General features: G+C 64.0%; 21 protein-coding genes and 1 other RNA gene. 9 read left to right on the forward strand and 13 right to left on the reverse strand.

Annotated elements, in window-relative coordinates; genetic code table 11:
* Positions 1 to 48: 48 nt before the first annotated feature.
* The 3 genes from IGB42_RS15385 to IGB42_RS15395 all read left to right on the forward strand — a co-directional run bounded on the left by IGB42_RS15385 (position 49) and on the right by IGB42_RS15395 (position 2,619).
* On the forward strand, positions 49 to 1,359 hold the full coding sequence (locus IGB42_RS15385) for a chloride channel protein (protein WP_159673222.1): 1,311 nt from the start codon (positions 49 to 51) through the stop codon (positions 1,357 to 1,359).
* Entirely contained in the window at positions 1,356 to 2,051 is a 696-nt protein-coding gene (gene queC / locus IGB42_RS15390; protein ID WP_159673224.1) for a 7-cyano-7-deazaguanine synthase QueC, read from the forward strand. The genes IGB42_RS15385 and queC overlap by 4 nt, the downstream gene beginning before the upstream one ends.
* Positions 2,052 to 2,163: 112 nt before the next feature.
* A complete protein-coding gene (locus IGB42_RS15395; protein WP_159673226.1) occupies positions 2,164 to 2,619 on the forward strand; it encodes a DUF2314 domain-containing protein in 456 nt (151 codons plus the stop codon).
* Positions 2,620 to 2,653: 34 nt separating this feature from the next.
* Here the strand turns inward: IGB42_RS15395 and IGB42_RS15400 are convergent, their stop codons facing one another.
* The 7 genes from IGB42_RS15400 to IGB42_RS15430 all read right to left on the reverse strand — a co-directional run bounded on the left by IGB42_RS15400 (position 2,654) and on the right by IGB42_RS15430 (position 8,396).
* Positions 2,654 to 2,974, reverse strand: coding sequence for a DUF2845 domain-containing protein (locus IGB42_RS15400; RefSeq protein ID WP_159673228.1), 321 nt, complete (start codon positions 2,972 to 2,974; stop codon positions 2,654 to 2,656).
* Positions 2,975 to 3,096: 122 nt separating this feature from the next.
* Complete coding sequence (locus IGB42_RS15405; RefSeq protein ID WP_159673230.1) at positions 3,097 to 4,353, reverse strand: hypothetical protein; 1,257 nt, start codon at positions 4,351 to 4,353, stop codon at positions 3,097 to 3,099.
* A 7-nt stretch (positions 4,354 to 4,360) separates the two neighbouring features.
* Positions 4,361 to 5,128, reverse strand: coding sequence for an outer membrane lipoprotein-sorting protein (locus IGB42_RS15410; protein ID WP_159673232.1), 768 nt, complete (start codon positions 5,126 to 5,128; stop codon positions 4,361 to 4,363).
* A 16-nt stretch (positions 5,129 to 5,144) separates the two neighbouring features.
* On the reverse strand, positions 5,145 to 5,525 hold the full coding sequence (locus IGB42_RS15415) for a DUF2306 domain-containing protein (protein WP_159673234.1): 381 nt from the start codon (positions 5,523 to 5,525) through the stop codon (positions 5,145 to 5,147).
* A gap of 24 nt (positions 5,526 to 5,549) precedes the next feature.
* Positions 5,550 to 6,938, reverse strand: a complete 1,389-nt coding sequence (locus IGB42_RS15420) for an ABC transporter permease (RefSeq protein WP_159673236.1) — start codon at positions 6,936 to 6,938, stop codon at positions 5,550 to 5,552.
* Positions 6,935 to 7,636: an ABC transporter ATP-binding protein gene (locus IGB42_RS15425; RefSeq protein WP_159673238.1), complete on the reverse strand. Its 702-nt coding sequence runs from the start codon at positions 7,634 to 7,636 to the stop codon at positions 6,935 to 6,937. Before IGB42_RS15425 ends, IGB42_RS15420 begins: the two co-directional genes overlap by 4 nt.
* Positions 7,637 to 7,784: 148 nt before the next feature.
* Entirely contained in the window at positions 7,785 to 8,396 is a 612-nt protein-coding gene (locus IGB42_RS15430; protein ID WP_159673240.1) for a sulfite oxidase heme-binding subunit YedZ, read from the reverse strand.
* 199 nt (positions 8,397 to 8,595) lie between these two features.
* Here IGB42_RS15430 and proB point away from each other — a divergent pair, with 199 nt between their 5' ends.
* The gene (gene proB, locus IGB42_RS15435) at positions 8,596 to 9,717 is read left to right on the forward strand and encodes a glutamate 5-kinase (RefSeq protein ID WP_159673242.1); all 1,122 of its coding nucleotides are present in this window, start codon (positions 8,596 to 8,598) and stop codon (positions 9,715 to 9,717) included.
* 78 nt (positions 9,718 to 9,795) lie between these two features.
* Here the strand turns inward: proB and IGB42_RS15440 are convergent, their stop codons facing one another.
* Positions 9,796 to 10,407 carry a CNP1-like family protein gene (locus IGB42_RS15440; protein WP_159673244.1) on the reverse strand — a complete coding sequence of 204 codons (612 nt, stop codon included), beginning with the start codon at positions 10,405 to 10,407 and terminating at the stop codon, positions 9,796 to 9,798.
* Between the two features lie 36 nt (positions 10,408 to 10,443).
* The gene (locus tag IGB42_RS15445) at positions 10,444 to 11,481 is read right to left on the reverse strand and encodes a cation diffusion facilitator family transporter (protein WP_159673246.1); all 1,038 of its coding nucleotides are present in this window, start codon (positions 11,479 to 11,481) and stop codon (positions 10,444 to 10,446) included.
* Between the two features lie 219 nt (positions 11,482 to 11,700).
* On the opposite strand from IGB42_RS15445, the gene IGB42_RS15450 reads away from it, so the two are divergent.
* The 4 genes from IGB42_RS15450 (at position 11,701) to rnpB (ending at position 13,958) form a co-directional block, all read left to right on the forward strand.
* A complete protein-coding gene (locus tag IGB42_RS15450; RefSeq protein ID WP_159673248.1) occupies positions 11,701 to 11,928 on the forward strand; it encodes a sulfurtransferase TusA family protein in 228 nt (75 codons plus the stop codon).
* Between the two features lies 1 nt (position 11,929).
* Positions 11,930 to 12,964, forward strand: coding sequence for a dihydroorotase (gene pyrC, locus IGB42_RS15455; protein WP_159673250.1), 1,035 nt, complete (start codon positions 11,930 to 11,932; stop codon positions 12,962 to 12,964).
* On the forward strand, positions 12,961 to 13,470 hold the full coding sequence (locus IGB42_RS15460; RefSeq protein ID WP_159673252.1) for a hypothetical protein: 510 nt from the start codon (positions 12,961 to 12,963) through the stop codon (positions 13,468 to 13,470). The genes pyrC and IGB42_RS15460 overlap by 4 nt, the downstream gene beginning before the upstream one ends.
* Positions 13,471 to 13,479: 9 nt before the next feature.
* Positions 13,480 to 13,958: RNase P RNA component class A (rnpB, locus tag IGB42_RS15465), an RNA gene on the forward strand.
* A 510-nt stretch (positions 13,959 to 14,468) separates the two neighbouring features.
* On the opposite strand, the gene IGB42_RS15470 is transcribed toward rnpB, so the two are convergent.
* From IGB42_RS15470 to IGB42_RS15485, 4 genes are all read right to left on the reverse strand, one after another.
* Positions 14,469 to 14,918: a DUF2721 domain-containing protein gene (locus IGB42_RS15470; RefSeq protein WP_159673460.1), complete on the reverse strand. Its 450-nt coding sequence runs from the start codon at positions 14,916 to 14,918 to the stop codon at positions 14,469 to 14,471.
* Positions 14,919 to 15,002: 84 nt separating this feature from the next.
* A complete protein-coding gene (locus IGB42_RS15475) occupies positions 15,003 to 15,758 on the reverse strand; it encodes a LytTR family DNA-binding domain-containing protein (protein ID WP_159673254.1) in 756 nt (251 codons plus the stop codon).
* Positions 15,727 to 16,761, reverse strand: coding sequence for a sensor histidine kinase (locus IGB42_RS15480; protein WP_159673257.1), 1,035 nt, complete (start codon positions 16,759 to 16,761; stop codon positions 15,727 to 15,729). The genes IGB42_RS15475 and IGB42_RS15480 overlap by 32 nt, the downstream gene beginning before the upstream one ends.
* Positions 16,762 to 16,964: 203 nt before the next feature.
* Complete coding sequence (locus IGB42_RS15485) at positions 16,965 to 17,786, reverse strand: alpha/beta fold hydrolase (protein WP_159673260.1); 822 nt, start codon at positions 17,784 to 17,786, stop codon at positions 16,965 to 16,967.
* Positions 17,787 to 18,085: 299 nt separating this feature from the next.
* Here IGB42_RS15485 and IGB42_RS15490 point away from each other — a divergent pair, with 299 nt between their 5' ends.
* A complete protein-coding gene (locus tag IGB42_RS15490) occupies positions 18,086 to 18,538 on the forward strand; it encodes an SMI1/KNR4 family protein (protein WP_159673262.1) in 453 nt (150 codons plus the stop codon).
* Positions 18,539 to 18,648: the final 110 nt, after the last annotated feature.

The raw sequence follows: 18,648 nt of genomic DNA on the forward strand, positions 1-18,648 counted from the left end.
CGCCATGCTGGGCTAAGATGACTCACGCCTTCCCTTTGCCCGGTTCCCATGCGCGACTACCTGCTTGCCCGACTCCGCGAATTGCCCATCCGCAGCCGTTCCACGCTGGCGCTGTGGCTGGGTGCGGCTGCCGTCGGCCTGGTGGCCGTGCTGCTGGCCAAGGCAGCGGAGTGGGCGTTTGCCGGCTTCAGCCTGCTGCAGGCCCGCTGGTGGTGGTGGCCGTTCCTGAGCCTGCCGCTGGGCGGCATGGCGATACGCTGGCTGATGCAGCGCGGCGGGCAGGGTGCGGAAGGCAGCGGCATTCCGCAGGCACTGGCCGCGCTGGCAGTTGCCGACGATGCGGAGAAAACCGGCAAGCTGCTGGGCCTGCGCATCGCGGCCGCCAAGTTCGTCGGCATCGTGCTGGGGCTGGGCAGCGGCTTCGTGCTGGGCAGCGAAGGCCCCACCGTACAGATCGGCGCCAGCCTGCTGCTGGGCTGCCGTCGCCTGGTGCCGCTGCATGATGCAGGCTTGCGCCGCCAGCTGATCCTGGCCGGCGGTGCGGCAGGTATTGCCGCGGCGTTCAATACGCCGCTGGCCGGCATCGTGTTTGCGTTCGAGGAACTGGCCCGCTCGGTGGAAGAGCGCACCAGCGGCAAGCTGATCGGCGCGGTGATCCTGGCCGGCGTGGTCTCGCTGGCCTTCCTTGGCAACTACACCTATTTCGGCCACCTGCGGGTACCCGGCTTTGCCTACAGCATCCTGCTGCCGCTGATCCCCATTGCCGTGCTGGCCGGGCTTGCCGGTGGCGCATTCAGCTGGCTGTGCGTGCACCAGCAGCGCTGGTTGCCGGTGCCGGTGCAAACGTGGCGGCGTAACCGGCCGTATCTCTTCATTGCCGGTTGCGGCTTGCTGGTGGCGGTATGCGGGCTGTTCGCGCCCATATTCGGCAGCGGCGCGGAAGCCACCAGCCACGCAGTGGCCAGCGGCCAGCCGCTGGCCTGGTATTACCTGCCGCTCAAGTTCGTCAGCCTGCTCGGTACCTTCCTCACCGGCTTGCCGGGCGGCATTTTCGCGCCATCGCTCGCCATGGGGGCGGGCCTGGGCAGCTGGTTTGCGCCGTGGTTCGAGCCGGCGTTGCATACCAAGCTGCTGGCGATCGGCATGGCCGCCATGCTGGCCGCCGTCACCCGTGCACCGCTGACCGCAGCCGTGATCATGATGGAAATGACCGATGGCCACGAAATGGTGATTTCCACGCTGGCCGCCGCCATGATCGCCGCTTCGGTGGCGCGGCTGTTCCGTACCCATCTTTACCATGACCTTGCCGAACGCGCGCTGCTGGCGCTGCAAGCCCCGGCCCCGGAGAAAAAACCATGAGCCAGAACAAACCCGCCGTGATCCTGCTTTCGGGCGGCCTCGATTCCGCCACCTGCCTTGCCATTGCCAGAAGCAAGGGCTTCGATGCCTATTGCCTGAGCTTCGATTACGGCCAGCGCCACAATGCCGAACTCAAGGCCGCCGCGCGCGTGGCCGCTGCGCTGGGGGCCACCGAGCACCGCGTAGCCCGCATCGACCTGGCCGCATTCGGCGGCTCTGCACTCACCGATGCCAGTATCGACGTGCCGGAAGACGGCGTAGTGCACGAGAACGAAATCCCTGTCACCTACGTACCGGCACGCAATACCATCATGCTGTCGTTCGCGCTGGCCTGGGCCGAGGTGCTGAAATCGGACGACATCTATATCGGCGTCAACGCGGTCGATTACTCCGGCTACCCCGATTGCCGCCCTGAATACATCTCTGCCTTCCAGGCAATGGGCCGGTTGGCCACCAAGGTGGGCGTGGAAGGCGCTTCGCTCACCATCCATACGCCACTGATCCGCCTGACCAAGGCCGAGATCGTCGAGACCGGCACCGCGCTGGGCGTCGATTACAGCCTCACCACCACCTGCTACCAGGCAGACGACGAAGGCCGCGCCTGCGGCGTGTGCGATGCCTGCCGGCTGCGCCGTGCGGGGTTTGAAGCGGCCGGGGTGGCTGATCCGACGCGCTATCGCCCAGCCCGCTGAATGTGTCGCCGCATGCTGGTGGTTCACCATGCGGTGCACCGATTGCCATACTCACGGCCCAAGCAACTTCCCGGGCCTGTGCCCATCACCTGTTCAGAGGTACTGCTCGACGATGCAGATTCAGAAACTTGGCTTGGCAATCGGTATTGCCTGCTTGCTATCCCTGAGTCATGCCGCTGATCCGGCACTGGCACCCAACGCGCCCAAAGACCGGGTGGTACCACTGGTGCCAGCGGAAATTGCCCCTTATGTACAGCAGGCCAGGAACACATACGCCGCAGCAAAGCGCCGATTCCAGGCTGGTCTGCCTGCCGGGCAATCTTTCTTTTTGGCAACCACACTGACGGACCTGTCCGGCAATCGCGAAAACGTGTTTATCGCCGTGAATCGCATCAACAATGGTGTGGTTTACGGCAAAATCTGGAATGATCTGCAAACCGTGAGGGGCTATCGTTATGGCGATGCCTATTCCTTCGCGGAAAACCGCATGCTGGATTGGTTGATTACCAAGGCGTACGGCAGCGAAGAGGGTAATTTCGTTGGAAAATATCTGGATAGCCGCAGCTAGAAAACGGTGATTTGGCCTGCACAGGCGCAGCAAGCTACTTGCCGCCGTACCCCAGCGTATCGATCTGGCTGACCTCGCCGTTGATGAAAATCACCCGCGCGTTCAGCCGGTTGCTGCCGCGGTCATACAGCCATACTTCCTTCACGCCGATATCGCCCTGGCGCACCGGCTGGCGGCGACGGTCGTACCAGTAATAGACGCCATAATCAGGCGCGGTGTATTTCTCCACGCTGTCCGGCGCACCGCATTTGCTGCGTACCGTGTACGCCAGATCCCCGGTATCGATCACCGCATTGCCGCAGCGCAGGCTCTCTGCCTGAGCCGAGGACAGCAGCAGCAACAGTATCCACGGCAAGCAACGCATACCGCCCCCAAACGCGTATTTCCCGTTTCACTTTTACACCGGCGCGCAGCAGCCAGCCAGCTGATTGCGCCAGCCGGCGATGAAGGGTGGGCGCCATGCAGCCACGCGCCCGGCTAGAAATACTGCGTCATCAGCACTTGCCAGAACTGCCGCTGCGCGAGCGCACCGTATTCGCTGCCTGCGTCGCCGCGGTTCATCTGCCATTGCAGCGCCAGATCGGTTTTATCCCAGTGGTAACGCGCCTCCAGCCAGGTCAGCGTGCTGTGGTCATCACCATTGATCCGCAGCATGCCGGTCAGGTCGAGATGGCTGATGATGGCATCCTGCCATGCGGCACGGGCAAACCATGCGTGGCGGGTAGGCAGCTCCTGCAAATCGCGCACCAGCGCGCGGTAGCGCCAGTACGCCAGCGGCGAGCCCGCCTGCAATGCTTGCCAGCCAGCATCGTCCAGCCCCGCGCCGTTGTAATCGTATTCCAGCGTCAGGCTCAGCTTGCTGGTGGTGGTATAGGTGGCGCCCAGCGCCAGCCGGTTGCGGAACGAACTGTCGTCGTAGCCGGCCGCCAGTGCGGCCAGCGAGCTGGCCCGCCCGCCCGACCATTCCACGTATGCGACAGTGGCGGCATTGGCCAGCACGGTGAGGTTGGCACCCAGCTGTGGCTCGCCCCCGGCGGCGCGATACAGCAGCCATTCCGGGCTGAGGCTGTCGTTGATGCGCGTGGTCACCGCCAGCAGGCCGCGATCACGGTAATTGGTGGCGCCCAAGTCCAGGTTGAAGCTGCCATCACGCCGGATGTCGGACAGCTCGGGCGAATACAGCGCGGTGGCCGCGCCACCATCCCACAACTGCTGGCCCCGCAGCATCACACTGCCCTGGCGGTTTTCGCGCAGGCTGCCCGGGTCTTCCGATACACGGGAACGGATGGCATTGGCGCGGAACCAGTCAGTCGGGTTGTAGCCCATCGCCACGCCGTAACGGGTATTGATGCGGCCTGCGTCCAGCGCGGTATTGTCGCCAGCCTGCCAGCTCAGATAGGCATCGCGCAGCGTGTTCACCGCATCGCCATCGTCGAAGCTGCCCGTCCAGCGCTGGTCCAGCCGGTCCGACAGCACCAGCCGCCAATCCGGCGCCAGCCGGGTATCGAGCGAAAAACTGCCCGATAGCCGCTGGCTTTGATCGTGCCCGCCAGCGCCGTCGACACCGAAGCCGGCAGCACCTTCGATGAAGAGCTGCCAGTCCCTAGCCGGTGCAACCGGTGCGGCCTCGGTATCGGCGAGCGACAACGCAGCCAGATCAGCATCATCCGCGGCACGGGCCAGGGTGGCGGTACACAGCAACGCGGCAAGCAGCGGAGTGAGCAAGGTATTCATCGCACGCTCACTCGGGCTTGAAGCGGGGCAGATAGTCTTTCTGCAGCCAGCCTTCCGGGATATCGCGCCAGCCATAGCCGCCAAAGCGCATCACCGTCACCCAGTTCGGGTCCAGCCCGTCGATGATCACGGTTTCGGTCGGGCGCAGCACGCCCAGCTGGTTCTCGAAGCGCCGGTAATAGGCGGTTTTGAGCAAGCGGCCACTATCGGCAAAGAACTTGGCCTTGATCGGCCGCGAATTTTGCTGGTCCACCCACATTTCGATCTTGTTGTACGTGACATCCGGGCTGACGGCAGCCAGCGCCAGCTTGTACGCGTGGCGCGCTTGCCGCTCGCCATCCTGCACATCCTCTTCCCCCACCAGCGTGGCCTTGTAGTCCTTGGCCAGGTTCACCGTCACCACATCGCCATTGGCGGCCTGCCCCAGCAGGCGCTGCTGTGGCGAGATGCGGATGCTGGCGCGGGTGGCCGGGTCGTAAAACCACAGGTCATTGCCGCTCTTGAGCATCAGCTTGCCGGCATCGCGCACCGGCGCCTCGAAGCGGATCAGGCTGCGGAACTCGCCACCGGCCTTGTCCGCCTTGGAATATACCGCCAGCGTGCTGGTATCGGTTTGCTTGCCATTGCGGTACTCGGTCAGCGTAGTGGTGAGCGAAAACGGTTTTTCCGGGTTGCGGATGGCATCGGTGGCCGCCAGCAGGCTTTGCGCATCGGGCGCGGCGTGGGCAACGGTGGCGCAGAGCAGCAGCGCGGCATACAACGAAGATTTCAACATGGTCTTTTCCTTCACATCAGGCGTTGCCGGCACCGGCCAGCAACAGGTCATGGAGCAGGCGCCCCGGCGTCAGCAGCGCGGCAATGCCGGCGCCCAGCAAACCCAGGTAGGCGCCCAGCGCAAAAGCACGGTGCCGGTCGATCTCGCCTCGCCGGGCGTGGCGCACCACGGCAACGACGCAGAACAACACCCACAGCGACAGCAGGTGCACCCAGCTGAAGCGTGCTGTGCTGCCATGCAGGGCAAACGACGTGAGCGCGGTCATGGCCATCGCCGCTAACCACACGCACCCCAGCAGCTTGTGGCGGCCACCACCCCTGGGCAGCGCCAGCTGCACGCCGCCCAGCAACAGCGCCAGCAATGCGGCCGCCAGGTGGATGATGGCCAAGGCACTCATTGCAGCGCCTGCCCGGTAGCGGGGTCACACATGGCGCAACGCATCGACGATCTGCAGCTTCGCCGCGCGGCGGGCCGGCCACCAGGCAGAGGTCACCGCCACCAGCACTAGGCCGAGCATGGTGCCGATGATCATGCGGCTTTCACCCCATACCCGCACCATCAGCGGTACCGGTTCGACATTGCCCGGCGGCGTCCACGTCAGGCCACCATGGTTGATCAGCCACGCCAGCGCCAGCGCCATCAGCACCCCCAGTACGCTGCCGATGATGCCCAGCAGCAGCCCTTCCGCCATGAACAGGCGGCGTATGCCGCCACGGCGCAGGCCGATGGCCCGCAAGGTGCCGATCTCCACCGTGCGCTCCACCACCGCCATGCTCATGGTATTGCCGACGGTAAACAGCACGATGGCGCCGATCAGGATGGCAATGAAGCCGAAGATGGCGGCAAACATGCCGGTGATCTGCCCATAGCTGGGGTTGAGCGTGGCGAAATCGTGGATTTCCAGCGCATCATCACGCAGCGTGGTTTTCATCAGTGTTTCCAGCCGTGCCTGCGCTGCCGGTATCTGGCTGGTGTGCTGCAGCTGCAGTACGATGGCCGTCGCCTGCGGCGCATCGCCGCCATAAACCAGCCGCTGTGCCTGTGCCAGGTGCAGCATCACGAACAGGTCATCCAGCTCCTTCACGCCTTGCGGCACCGCCTGTACCACGTTCAGCCCGGCCACGTTGGGCGCGCCATGCGCGTTGGCCGCCAGCAATTCGATGCGCGTGGCAGGCTGTGCCGGTTTGTCGCTGTTTTCCTGTGCCGACAACGCGGCAATGTCATCCGGTGCTGCAGCGCCCGTTTCGCTGGCCTTGGCCGGCGCCTGCGGGCAGTGCGCCACCTTGAGCGGGCCGCACAGCTGCAATACCCGCGCCACGCCGGTACCGATCACCGCCGAATCCACCGGGGTATTGCTCAGCGCCAGCGGCTTGTAGCGATCCGGAAAACCGTAGTCGTTCCAGCGCCGCATGCGGTTCTGCTCGTCCACCACCACGCCGCTGCCCAGCACCGTGCGCGATACGCCCTGCGCAAAGTTGCCGGCAATGCCGCCCAGGCTCAGCGTGGGCGTCACCACGGTCAGCATGGGCTTGAGCACCGGATCGTTCTTCACCACGTCGATGATGTGCTGGTAATTGGCAATACCGTAGGCGGCCGGGTTGCCGCTGCCGTACAGGAAGTAATCCTTGTGCTGGATCTGGATATGCCCGCTGCGCTTCACGAAATCGGTTTGCAGCCCGTAATTGATGTTGCCGCTATAGCCGCCGAACAGCAGGATCGATACCGCCCCCACCATCATCGCCAGCAAGGTGGTGAGCGAGCGGCGGTGATTGCGCAGCAGGTTGCGTAGCGCCAGTCTGAAGGTGTTCATGCTGCCACCTCCATGCGGCGGATTCCGGTGATGCGGCCGTCGCGGATGCTGACCACGTCATCCGCCTCGGCCAGTACCTGCGGGTCATGCGAGGAGAACACGAACGATACTTTCAGCTCGCGCTGCATCTTGCGCATCAGCGCGATGATGGCGGCACCGGTGTGGCTGTCGAGGTTGGCGGTGGGCTCGTCGGCCAGCACCAGCATCGGCTCGGTGGCCAGTGCACGCGCAATCGCCACGCGCTGGCGTTGCCCGCCGGAGAGCTGCCCCGGGCGGTTGCGGGCCTTGTCAGCCAGGCCCACCGCATCGAGCAGGCCCAGCACGCGCTCGCGCCGCTGCTTGGCGCTGTAGCCACTGCCGGCCAGCAGCAACGGGTATTCGACGTTCTCGTAGGCGTTCAGTACCGGCAGCAAGTTGAAGTTCTGGAACACGAAGCCGATGCGCCGCGCGCGGAAATCGGACAGCGCATCATCCCTGAGCGTGAGCACCGCCTGGCCATCGACGGTGATGTCGCCCTGATCGGGCCGGTCTATGCAGCCGATCAGGTTGAGCAGCGTGGTCTTGCCGCTACCGGATGGGCCGGACAGCACGGTAAAACGCTCGGGATGGATTTCAAGATCGATATCGGCCAGCGCCGGTACATCGACGGCATCGAGCCGGTAGTGTTTGGCGACATTGCGCAGCACAACGGGGTTCATGGTGGTCTCGTCTGGAAGGGGACGAGCTCACTTTAATCACCTGGCATGCAAGGCCGGCAGGCTTGCGATGAAGCGCTGCCGATGCGGATGAGCTGCAGCAAACGACGACAGGCTGCAGCGGGAAAACGCCCGCCGCAGCCTGCCCGCATCACTCAGCCGGCTTTTGCCGGCCGGGCAAGCGTGCCTGTTGCCAGCGCGGCTTGTACCAGCGCCACACGCGCCACAACAGCAACAGCGCCAGCAGCACTGCATAGATGGCCGGCACGGTCACGTCGCGCTTCACCAGCCACCAGAAATGCAGCACACCGAGGATGGCGATCGGGTAGATCAGCTGGTGCAAACGGCCCCAGTTGCGCTTCAACCGCCGCATCATCCTGTCGGTGGAGGTCACCGCCAGCGGGATCAGCAGCAGCAGGGCGGTAAAGCCCACGGTGATATAGGGGCGCTTGATGATGTCATGCGCGATGGTGGAGAAATCCAGCTGCCGATCCAGCCCCAGGTAGATGCAGAAGTGCAGCACCGCATAGAAGAATGCATACAGCCCCAGCATGCGGCGCAGCTTCAGCAGTTCTCCACGCCCGGTAAGCTGGCGCAGCGGTGACACACACAGCGTGATCAGCAGGCCGGTGAGCGCCCAGCGCCCGCTGGAATGCAGCAAAAAAGCCACCGGGTCGACCTCGGTGGGGATATGCCAGCCCATACGCGCCAATGGATACAGGCACAGCACGAACACGATGATTTTCAGCGTCTTGATCTGCATTGCAACGTTTCACCCCGGTTGTTCCAGCAATATACGCATGCACGCGCTGGCTGGATGTAGTCGGAACGGCATGCCAAATCTGACAGCCTCGTTCCAGATACAGTGCCCCGTCAGCAGCTCATGCATGCATTGCCCAACGTGCCGGCTGCGCAGCACGCCGACAGCGATATAATGGCCGCGCTTCCCAAGGATCGTTCCAATGCCCGTCAGCCTTATCCAGTCCGCCCACCGCCTGGTGGTCAAAGTCGGCTCCAGCCTCGTCACCAACGAAGGCCGTGGCCTCGATCATGCCGCGCTGGCGCGCTGGGCTGCCGAAATCGCCGAACTGCGCCGCCTGGGCAAGGATGTGGTGCTGGTCTCGTCCGGCGCGGTGGCCGAGGGCGTGGCACGGCTGGGCTGGACGGAAAAACCCGCCTCCATCCACGAGAAACAGGCAGCAGCGGCCGTCGGCCAGATGGGCTTGTGCCAAGCGTATGAAAGCGCCTTCCGCCAGCACGGGCTGAAAACCGCGCAGGTGCTGCTCACGCATGAGGACATGGCCGACCGCACGCGCTACCTGAACGCGCGCTCCACCTTGCTGACGCTGCTGTCGCTGGGCGTGGTCCCCATCATCAACGAGAACGATACGGTGGTCACCGCCGAGATCAAGTTCGGCGACAACGATACGCTGGGTGCGCTGGTCACCAACCTGATCGAGGGCGATGCGTTGATCATCCTCACCGATCAGCAAGGCCTGTTCACCGCCGACCCGCGCAGCGACCCCACAGCCACGCTGATCAAGGAAGCCGTTGCTGGCACGCAGGAGCTGGAAGCCATGGCAGGCGGCGCAGGCTCATCGGTGGGCACTGGTGGCATGTTCACCAAGGTGATCGCCGCCAAGCGCGCAGCGCGCAGCGGCGCTGCCACGGTGATTGCCAGCGGGCGCGAGGCCAATGTGCTGACACGGCTGGCCAGCGGCGAAGCCATCGGCACGCAGCTGATCGCGCAAACCACGCCACTGGCGGCCAAGAAACAATGGATAGCCGATCACCTGCAGATCCGCGGTCGGCTGGTGCTCGATGCCGGCGCGGTGCACGCGCTGCGGGAAAAAGGCTCCAGCCTGTTGCCGATCGGCGTGGTGACGGCCGAGGGGGAATTCCAGCGCGGCGACGTGGTGCGCTGCATCGGGCCAGACCACATCGAGATTGCCCGCGGCATCGTCAATTACTCCAGCCAGGATGCCCGCAAGATCGCCCGCCTGCCCACCGGGCAGATCGAAGCCGCGCTGGGCTATATCGACGAACCCGAGCTGATCCACCGCGATAACCTGGTGGTGGTCTGAGGCATCAGCCGGCCGGCGCAATGCGGCCCGGCTGATGGCCCGGCATGGCAGGGGCGAGCACGGCCCGCCGCCGGCCGCCTACTTGGCAGAGTTGCCGGTGCCGCTAGAGGTGGAACCCGTCGAACCGGTATTGATGCGATCCGGGCGATCAGTGCCCAGGTTGGCGATGATTTCCTTCACCGTATACGGGCCGCTCATCTGGCATAAATCATCGGTCAACGCACCCTCGTATACGTTGCGGGTGTTCTTGACGATGACCTTCCACGGCTGCGTGGACTTCTGCCAGGTGTTGTCCGGCGTGCCGTACGCATAGATGCGGGCCTGGTTGGTGGCGCAGTCGATGCCTTCGTAGCGGATATTGCGCACCGTGCTGTCCTTGGGCGTTACGGCAACCGCAAAACGGACGATCTGATCCTCGCTGCCGATACTGATCGAATCGGTGGCAATCTCGAACGTGGTCGCGCGCGAATCGTAATTGGCCTTGAACCGCACCCATTGCTGCAGCGATGGCAATGCCGGCGTCTCGAACGCCTGTTCGACCGGCACCGGGGGCGGCTTGTCCGACAACCACTTGCCCACCATGCTTTCATCACCCGGATCACGCGCTTGGGTTTGCTGGCCGCTCTCGAACGCCAGCGCACATACCGGCAGCGCGAGCAACACGGCAGCCAGCAGCTTTTTCGTTTTCATTCATGTACTCCGTTGGAACAGGCAGATGCTATCACGTCAATGTGGATGCAATGGCGCGGCGGGCTCAATGGGAATCACGCGCCCGCCCGCCGGCGCATAACGCCAGTCGGGCTGCAGCGTCACGTGGTCGATACCGAAGCGCGCTTTCAACAGCGTGGCCAGCCGCAGCCGCAACGCGGGCCATTCCTCGCCATGCGCCACCACCAGGTGCGCGGACAACGCCACGCGCGCGCGGCCCAGGTTCCACACATGCAGGTCGTGTACTTCGTTGACGCCGGCCTCGGCAGCCAGTGCCTGGCCGATATCGTTCAGGCTCAGGTGGCTGGGCACGCCATCCATCAGCTCGTGCGTGGATTGGCGCAGGATCTGCCACGTGGAGCGCAGGATCAGCAGCGATACCGCCACCGACAGGATGGGGTCGATCGGCAGCCAGCCGGTAAACCAGATCACCGCCCCCGCTGCAATCGCAGCCACCGAACCCAGCAGATCGCCCAGCACGTGGATCAACGCGGCGCGGCTATTCAGGTTGTCATGATCGTGCGACAGCGCCCATGCCGAAATCACGTTGACGCACAGGCCGATCACCGCAATCACCATCACGCCCAAGCCATTGACCGGCGCCGGGTTGCGCAGCCGCAGCACCGCCTCCACGCAGATCCACACCACCAGCGCGATCATCGCCAGGCTATTGACCAGCGCGCCGATCAGTTCGGCGCGCGCATAGCCATACGATTGCCGCGTATCGGCCGGGCGCTGGCCAATGTAATTGGCAAGCAGCGCCAGTGCCAGCGCAGCGGTATCGGTGAGCATGTGGCCGGCATCGGAAATCAGCGCCAGCGAGCCCGTCCACCAGCCCCCAAACAATTCAACCAGCGCAAAGCCACCGGTTACCGCCAGTGCCAGCAGCAGGCGCCGCTGGCTGGTCTGCGCAGCGTGATCGTGATGATGGTGGCTGCGGTCGAACGTATGGTCGTGATCGGCGTTATGCCCGCCGGGCTGGTCATGCGGATGGGTATGGGCGCGGTGCCCATCGGACTGTTCATGAGGATGGTCGTGCGGGTGTGCGTGACCCATGGCGTTCACTCGGTTGGGGCAGGGCTAGCGCGGCGCGATGCCGCGGCCGCCATGCCTGTCCATTATCCAGCATATGGCCGGCGCAATCACCCGCGCACCGCGCTGCGATGGCGATGCACGGGTGTAAATATCACCGCCTGCGCACCGCACTATCCGGCGGCTGGCTGCCGGTTGGTGGCAGAGCAAGTACAATCGTCTTTTTTACCCGCCGACCATGCCATGTCTGCCGACCTTGCCATCGACCTCTCCGGCCTGAACTGCCCGCTGCCCATTCTGCGCACCAAGAAAGCCTTGGCGCCGCTGGCCAGCGGCACGCTGCTGGCAGTGACCTGCACCGATCCGGCCACGCCGACCGATTTCGCTGCCTTCTGCCGCCAGACCGGCAACGAGCTGGTTGAATCGACCGCGGCGGACAACACTTTCCACTTCCTGATACGCAAGCGCTGATATGACCACCCAACTGACGATTACCCGCCCGGACGACTGGCACCTGCACCTGCGCGATGGCGAGCTGATGGCATCGGTCGTTGCGCATACCGCGCGCGAATTTGCCCGCGCCATCGTGATGCCCAACCTGAAGCCGCCGGTTTCCAACGTCGAGATGGCCGCCGCCTACCGCGAGCGCATCCTGGCGGCGCTGCCAGCCGGTAGCGATTTCCAGCCATTGATGACGCTGTACCTGACTGGCGGCCTCACGCCGAACGAAGTGGTCAAGGCGAAAAACAGCGGCTTCGTGCACGCAGTAAAGCTGTACCCGGCCGGCGCCACCACCAATTCGGAAGCGGGCGTAGCCGGCCTTGACGGCGTGATGCCCACGCTGGAAAAAATGGCCGAAATCGGCCTGCCATTCCTCGTGCACGGTGAGGTGACCGATCCGGCGGTGGACGTGTTCGACCGTGAAGCAGCGTTCATCGACCAGGTGATGGCACCCCTGCTGCTGCGCCTGCCTACTTTGCGGGTGGTGTTCGAGCACATCACCACGCGCCAGGCGGCCGAGTTCGTTGCCAGCGCTGGCGACAACGTGGCCGCCACCATCACGCCGCAACACTTGCTGATGAACCGCAATGCGCTGTTCCAGGGCGGCATCCGCCCGCATCATTACTGCCTGCCGGTACTCAAGCGCGAGGAACACCGCCGTGCGCTGGTGGCCGCCGTTGCTTCGGGCAGCAACAAGTTCTTCCTCGGCACCGACAGTGCACCGCATGCGCTGCACACCAAGGAAGCCGCCTGTGGCTGCGCCGGCATCTACTCCGCGCATGCTGCACTGGCGTTCTACGCCGAAGCGTTCGAGGCCGCTGGCGCGCTCGACAAGCTGGAAGCCTTCGCCAGCTTCAACGGCCCGGATTTCTACCGGCTGCCACGCAATACCGGCACGGTCACGCTGGTGAAGGAAAGCTGGACGGTGCCGGCGTCCTACCCGTTTGGCGAACACAGCGTGGTGCCGCTGCGCGCCGGTGAGCAACTGGGCTGGAAGCTGCTTTGAGCGGCGATCGGCACGGCCAGGCACCCGTTACCGAAATCGTCCATTCCGGTGCATTCCGCCCGCTGTGGTGGCTATGCCTCGGCATCATCGTGGTAGCGGCGCTATGGGGCTGGCCGCTGCTCGATGGCGATTCGTTCCAGCACCGCTTTTTCGGCGTGTTCTGGTACAGCATGATCGGCCTCGCCACCGCGGTGTGGGCGGTACCGGCCGAGCAAGGCTGCGATGGCACCACGCTGGAGCGCCGCTGGACCTTGCTGGGCCTGCTCACGCTCAAGCGCGATACATTGCCGGTGAGCACGTTCAACGAGATCCGGCTGGAGCAGGAGCCCAACCGCATCGGCGCGGACAGCATCTGGGTGGTTTTCGAGAGCGGTGGCGACCCGCGTTTCGTGTTTGCGCACTTCCGCGCCAGCGTCGAGGGCGTGGCCCGCGCACAGGCGCTGGCACGGCAATTATCGACCGTTAGCCAGTTACCGTTTGCAGAGCAGGCCCCCGAGGCCGGATAATCCGCCCGCGAAGTAGGCCGGATCGTCGCTGCCCCGTGCAAACGGGGGGGAGGAAAGTCCGGGCTCCACAGGGCAGGATGCCGGCTAACGGCCGGGCGGCGTGAGCCGACGGAAAGTGGAACAGAGAGCTGAACCGCCGATGGCGATGACAGCGTGCTGCGCAAGCGGCGCAACGTCATCCCCACCCATTGGGTGGAGACGGGTTGAAGGCACGATTGAAGCGTGCGGGACCGTGCACAGGCAAGGGTGAAAAGGTGTTCCCGTCAGGGAGTCCCCGCAAGGGGATGGTAAGAGCGCACCGCAGGACTGGCAACAGGACTGGCAGGCTAAACCCCATCCGGAGCAAGACCAAGCAGCAGGCGTTGAAACGGCTCGTCGAGCCTGCGGGTAGGTTGCACGAGCGTGCTGGCAACGGTACGCCTAGAGGAATGACGGTCGCGGGCGGTTCGCCAACCGCACAGAACCCGGCTTACAGGCCTGCTTCGCACTGCATGAAAAAGGAACGGACGCACTTTGCTGGCAAAGGCGTCCGTTTTCTTTTGCGTATTCCGGCACGGCAGCGACACGATTCCCGTTGAAGCGCTCATGCAGGAAGACAGGCTCCCGTTGCAGGGGCAGATCATGTTGACGCTATCTCACCCGGGGAAGCTGACGAGCGACGGCAAGGGCGAGGGAGCGGAATCAAACAGTGAGCCGCTACTCCACCCGCAACAGGCGGTGAGAACCCGTTGCGCCAGGTTGGCGATGCGGCCCGACTCCGGATAGCGGCGCATTCGGGAAGACAGGCCCCCATTGCCGGTGACGCGTCATGTTGACCCTATCTCACCCGGGGAGGCTGACGAGCAAAAGCGAGGCGCCCTCGCGGCGGCGAGGGCGGGGGGGAGCGGAATTAAGCAGGCAGAGCCGCTTTCCGCCCAAAACGGCCGGTGAGAACCCGGCTTTGCCGGGGTTGGCGATGCGGCGGACTCGGAATGGCTGCCCATGCGGGAGGCAGGCTCTCAGCGCCGGTGGCTGGTATAGCCGTCGTCATCGGCGTCCTTGTTGAGATCGTCGGCAATGTCCTTGAGCAGGATATTGAGCGCCGCATCCGAGATCAGCACTTCCGCCAGGCACAGCAGCAAGGAAATCACCATCAGGATCAGGCTGCCGCCGAACACCACATAGCCATTGGCCGGCTGGTTGCTGAACACCAGGATCATCGACACGATACAGCACAGCAGGCTGAGCACGCCGGCGGCCTGCATGCCGCGGATCAGCGCCACGCGGTGCTTGAGGTTGCCCAGCTGGCGCAGCAGGTTCTCATGCGGATCGCTGCGGTGCATGTCGTACAGCTGGCGGATGATGGTGGACAGCGCCAGGAAGCGGTTGGTGTACGCCAGCATCAGCAGGGAAATGGCCGGGAAAAGCAGGGAAGGCGTACTGAGCCCGAATTGCGCATCTGCAAGCATCACGCTATCCACTTGAAGGTAAAAACGGGCGCCATGCTAACAGCGCCCGGGGCAGGACGACACCGACATATTCCCCTGCCGGTGTCACACGTGTTTCTTGAAATCCTTGATCACATGCTGCTGGCGGCGGCTGACCGCCAGTTTTTCCGGGATATCCTTGATCACCGCTGCCCAGTGCGTTTCGCCCCCGGCCACCGGCATCTTCTCGAAACCCAGCAGCGAATCGGTGCACACCAGGCAATTGCGGTGGATACGCAGGAAGCGGCTGCCGAACTCTTCTTCCAGCCGCGTCAGCGAATCCTCCAGCAGGTACTCGCGCTCGCGCGTGCGCAGCGTGATGTATTTCTGCTCTGCCTTCAGGTAGCGCGCCTCCGATACCGGGATCAGGTGCACGCGGCCACGCTCGGTCACGCTGAAGTGGCTGCGCGCGTTATGCAGCGGTGCCGCCTCGCGCTTGGCGCTGCGTGCATCACGCACCCGCGCCAGTGCTTCCAGCAGCCGCTCCTTGCGGATGGGCTTGAGCAGGTAATCGACCGCGCGCACTTCGAACGCGGCCACGCCATACTCTTCGAATGCGGTGGCAAAGATCACCGCGGGTGGCTGCGATAGATGCTGCAGCTCGCGGGCCAGCTCGATGCCGCTCATTTGCGGCATCTGGATGTCGATGATGGCAGCGTCGGCATCGGCTTCAGCCAGCTGGCTCAGGGCCGAAATGCCATTGGTTGCCGTGCCGACGATGTCGTGCGGACACAGGTCCGCGCAATCGGCCAGCACATCTTGCAGGCGTTTTAACGCTGGCAGCTCGTCATCAACGAGAAAAAGGCGCAGCGGTGTCGTCATGCGGAATCTCCCGGTAGGGAACCACGATATGTACTTGATAATAGTCGCTCGTTGCCTGCGTGGTTAGGCTGGCTTCGGCGTCAAAATGCAACAGCAGGCGCTCGCGGATATTGTCGAGCGCCATGCCATTCCCCTTGTGCGTGCGCACGTAACCGGGCGGCGGCGGCGGGTTCTTCACATCGATATGCACATCATTGCGCGTACGGAAGATATTCACCTGTATCGGCCCCGGTTCGAGTGCGGGCTCGATTCCATAGTAGACGGCGTTTTCAATCAGTGGCTGCAACATCAATGGAGGCACCGCAGCATTCGCCGGCATCTGCTCGGTATGCCACTCCACTTTCAACCGGTCGCCCAAGCGCAGCATCTCGATATTGATGTAGTGCTCGGCCAGCTCCACCTCGCGCGCCAGCCTGGATAGCCGCCGGTTATCCTGCATCACTACGCGGAACAGATCGGCAATATCCTGTAGCGCCTGCTCGGCCTTGGCCGGCTCACTGCGTATCATCGCCAGCACCGCGTTCAGACTGTTGAAAAAGAAATGCGGCCGGATACGCGCCTGCAATGCGGACAGGCGCGCTTCGGACAAACGCGGCGACAGCGCGCGCTGGCGCAGCCGCAGGATGCCCAGGAAACCCAGCGTGGCCAGCAGGCACAGCAGCTCGCCGGCAAAGCGTGCGTGATGTTCGGGCTCGAATGGCTTGAGCAACTGGTTGCCCAGCGCATTGCACAGCAGGATCACGCCGCACACCAGCGGCAAGCCCACGCGGAACGGCACGCGCATCAGCCACGGGCTGAGCAACGCCAGCAGGGCCAGCGAGGGCAGCAGGGTCATTTCCAGCCACAGCGAGGCCTCGGTCACCCGGCCGGCCCAATCGCCCCAGCGTCCCAACCCCGGCAGCGTATACATCACCAGCAACAGATGGGCGTACACCAGCGCATGCAGCAGCACGCCCATATTGCGGAAATCGGGGAGTTCGTCGTCGACGGTGGGGCGGTTCACGATGGCGGATTATGACAAATGGGCGGATGAACGGTAGCTTCACTATAAACAACTCGCCAGCGCTTTGAAGGATTCCGTACCCTTACGTCGTCGCGCCGTACCCACCCGGCAACAACCCCCCTCCGCTCAGGCGGATGTGCACACATCTGCACCGCCAGGCAGCCCGATGCGCGCACCAACGGGCCACCGGCACCTGCCGCTACCTAGCCGCGCAGGAAGGTCAGCAGGTCGTCGGTCAGCCGCGCTTTCTCGGTAGCGAACAGCCCGTGCGGGGCACCGTCGTATTCCAGCAGCGTGGCACCGGCAATGCCGCGGCTGGCTGCGCGCGCAGACGCATCGATGGGCACGGTTTTATCGTCGGTACCGTGGATGATCAGCGTGGGCACATTGAACGCCGCCAGATCGGGGCGCAAATCCGTGGTGGAGAACGACTTCGCACATTCCAGCGTGGCCCGCAGGCTGGCCTGCAGTGCCATACGCTGCGCCCAGTCGAGCAATTCATCACTGACCGGGTGCGAAATCAGGCTGACGCCGAAAAAGTCCTTGAAGAAGCTGGCAAAGAACTTGGGCCGGTCTGCATTGATACCCGCCGCCATCTCATCGAATACCGCTTGCTCGGTGCCGTCCGGGTTGTCTGCAGTCTTGAGCATATAGGGCACGATCGACGAGATCAGCGCCGCCTGCACCACCCCCTTGCCGCCATAGCGCGACATGTAGCGCGCCACCTCGCCCCCGCCCATCGAGAACCCCACCAGCGTGACATCCTGCGCGCCGGCATAGCCCACCACCGCAGCCAGATCGTCCGCCAGCGTATCGTAGTCGTAGCCATGCCATGGCTGCGACGAGCGCCCGAAGCCACGCCGGTCATACGCGATCACGCGGTAGCCGGCATTGGCAATCGCCACCGCCTGGTCATCCCAGCTATCCGCCGAGAACGGCCAGCCGCTGAGCAGGATCACCGGCTTGCCCTGGCCCCAGTCTTTCACATACAGCTCGGTCTGATCGGTTGTGGTCACAATAGGCATGGGGCGCTCCGGAACGTGGAAAGGGAGCCTCAACCATAAGCCGCGTGCTGCCGGCTGCCACCGGCAATTTTCAATGGACGCAATGGGCAATAGTTCCACCTCGTGCAGCGCAGTGGTGGTGCGGCCCCCGGGCATTGCATCCAGATCAGCCGCGGCCCGCGCAAGCGCAGCAGAAATATGCTTTGCACGGCAATTTTCCTGCTGCGTTTGCTTGCCCGCAGGCACGCACGCACGGATAGTTGCAGAAGAAGCGGATGCTATCCGGTGCCGGAATGGTTTTGCAGGGGAGGCGAGGTTAAATGGACGTGCTTGAACAACTGATCACGGCAACGGATGCAGACGCCTTCGACATCTGGCGCGCCATACCCGCCAGCAGTGCCGTCATCAGCGCGCGTGAAGCCCGCTTGGGCGTCACACTGCCGCCAGGCTACATCGCCTTTCTGGAGCAGTTCGGCGCACTGGCCATCGGCGACACCACCATTTCCGGCATCCTGGACGATGCGCTCGACGACCTGGGTGGCGGCTCGGTGCTTGGCGATACGCTGCGCTACCGCGAGGAATGGCAATTGCCCGCTACGCTGGTGGTGATACAGGCCGACGACGACGCGCCTTACTGCCTGGATACGGGCGTTAACCATATTGAATGTGCAGCCATCTGCTACGAACTGTGCACGCGGCGCGCTTCCCGCATTGCCACGGATTTTGCAGCATGGTTCGCCGCACTGATCCACAGCCGATTGGCGCCGGCCTGAGGCCAGTACCGGTATTGCAGGCTACAGTGCAGATGCCGTCACGCCGCGTGCCTGCCTGCAACACCCGCCCGGCAAACATCGCGGTCGGGCGGCCACTACGCTATAAACAA

The sequence above is a fragment of the Andreprevotia sp. IGB-42 genome, assembly GCF_009848685.1.
GTDB lineage: Bacteria > Pseudomonadota > Gammaproteobacteria > Burkholderiales > Chitinibacteraceae > Andreprevotia.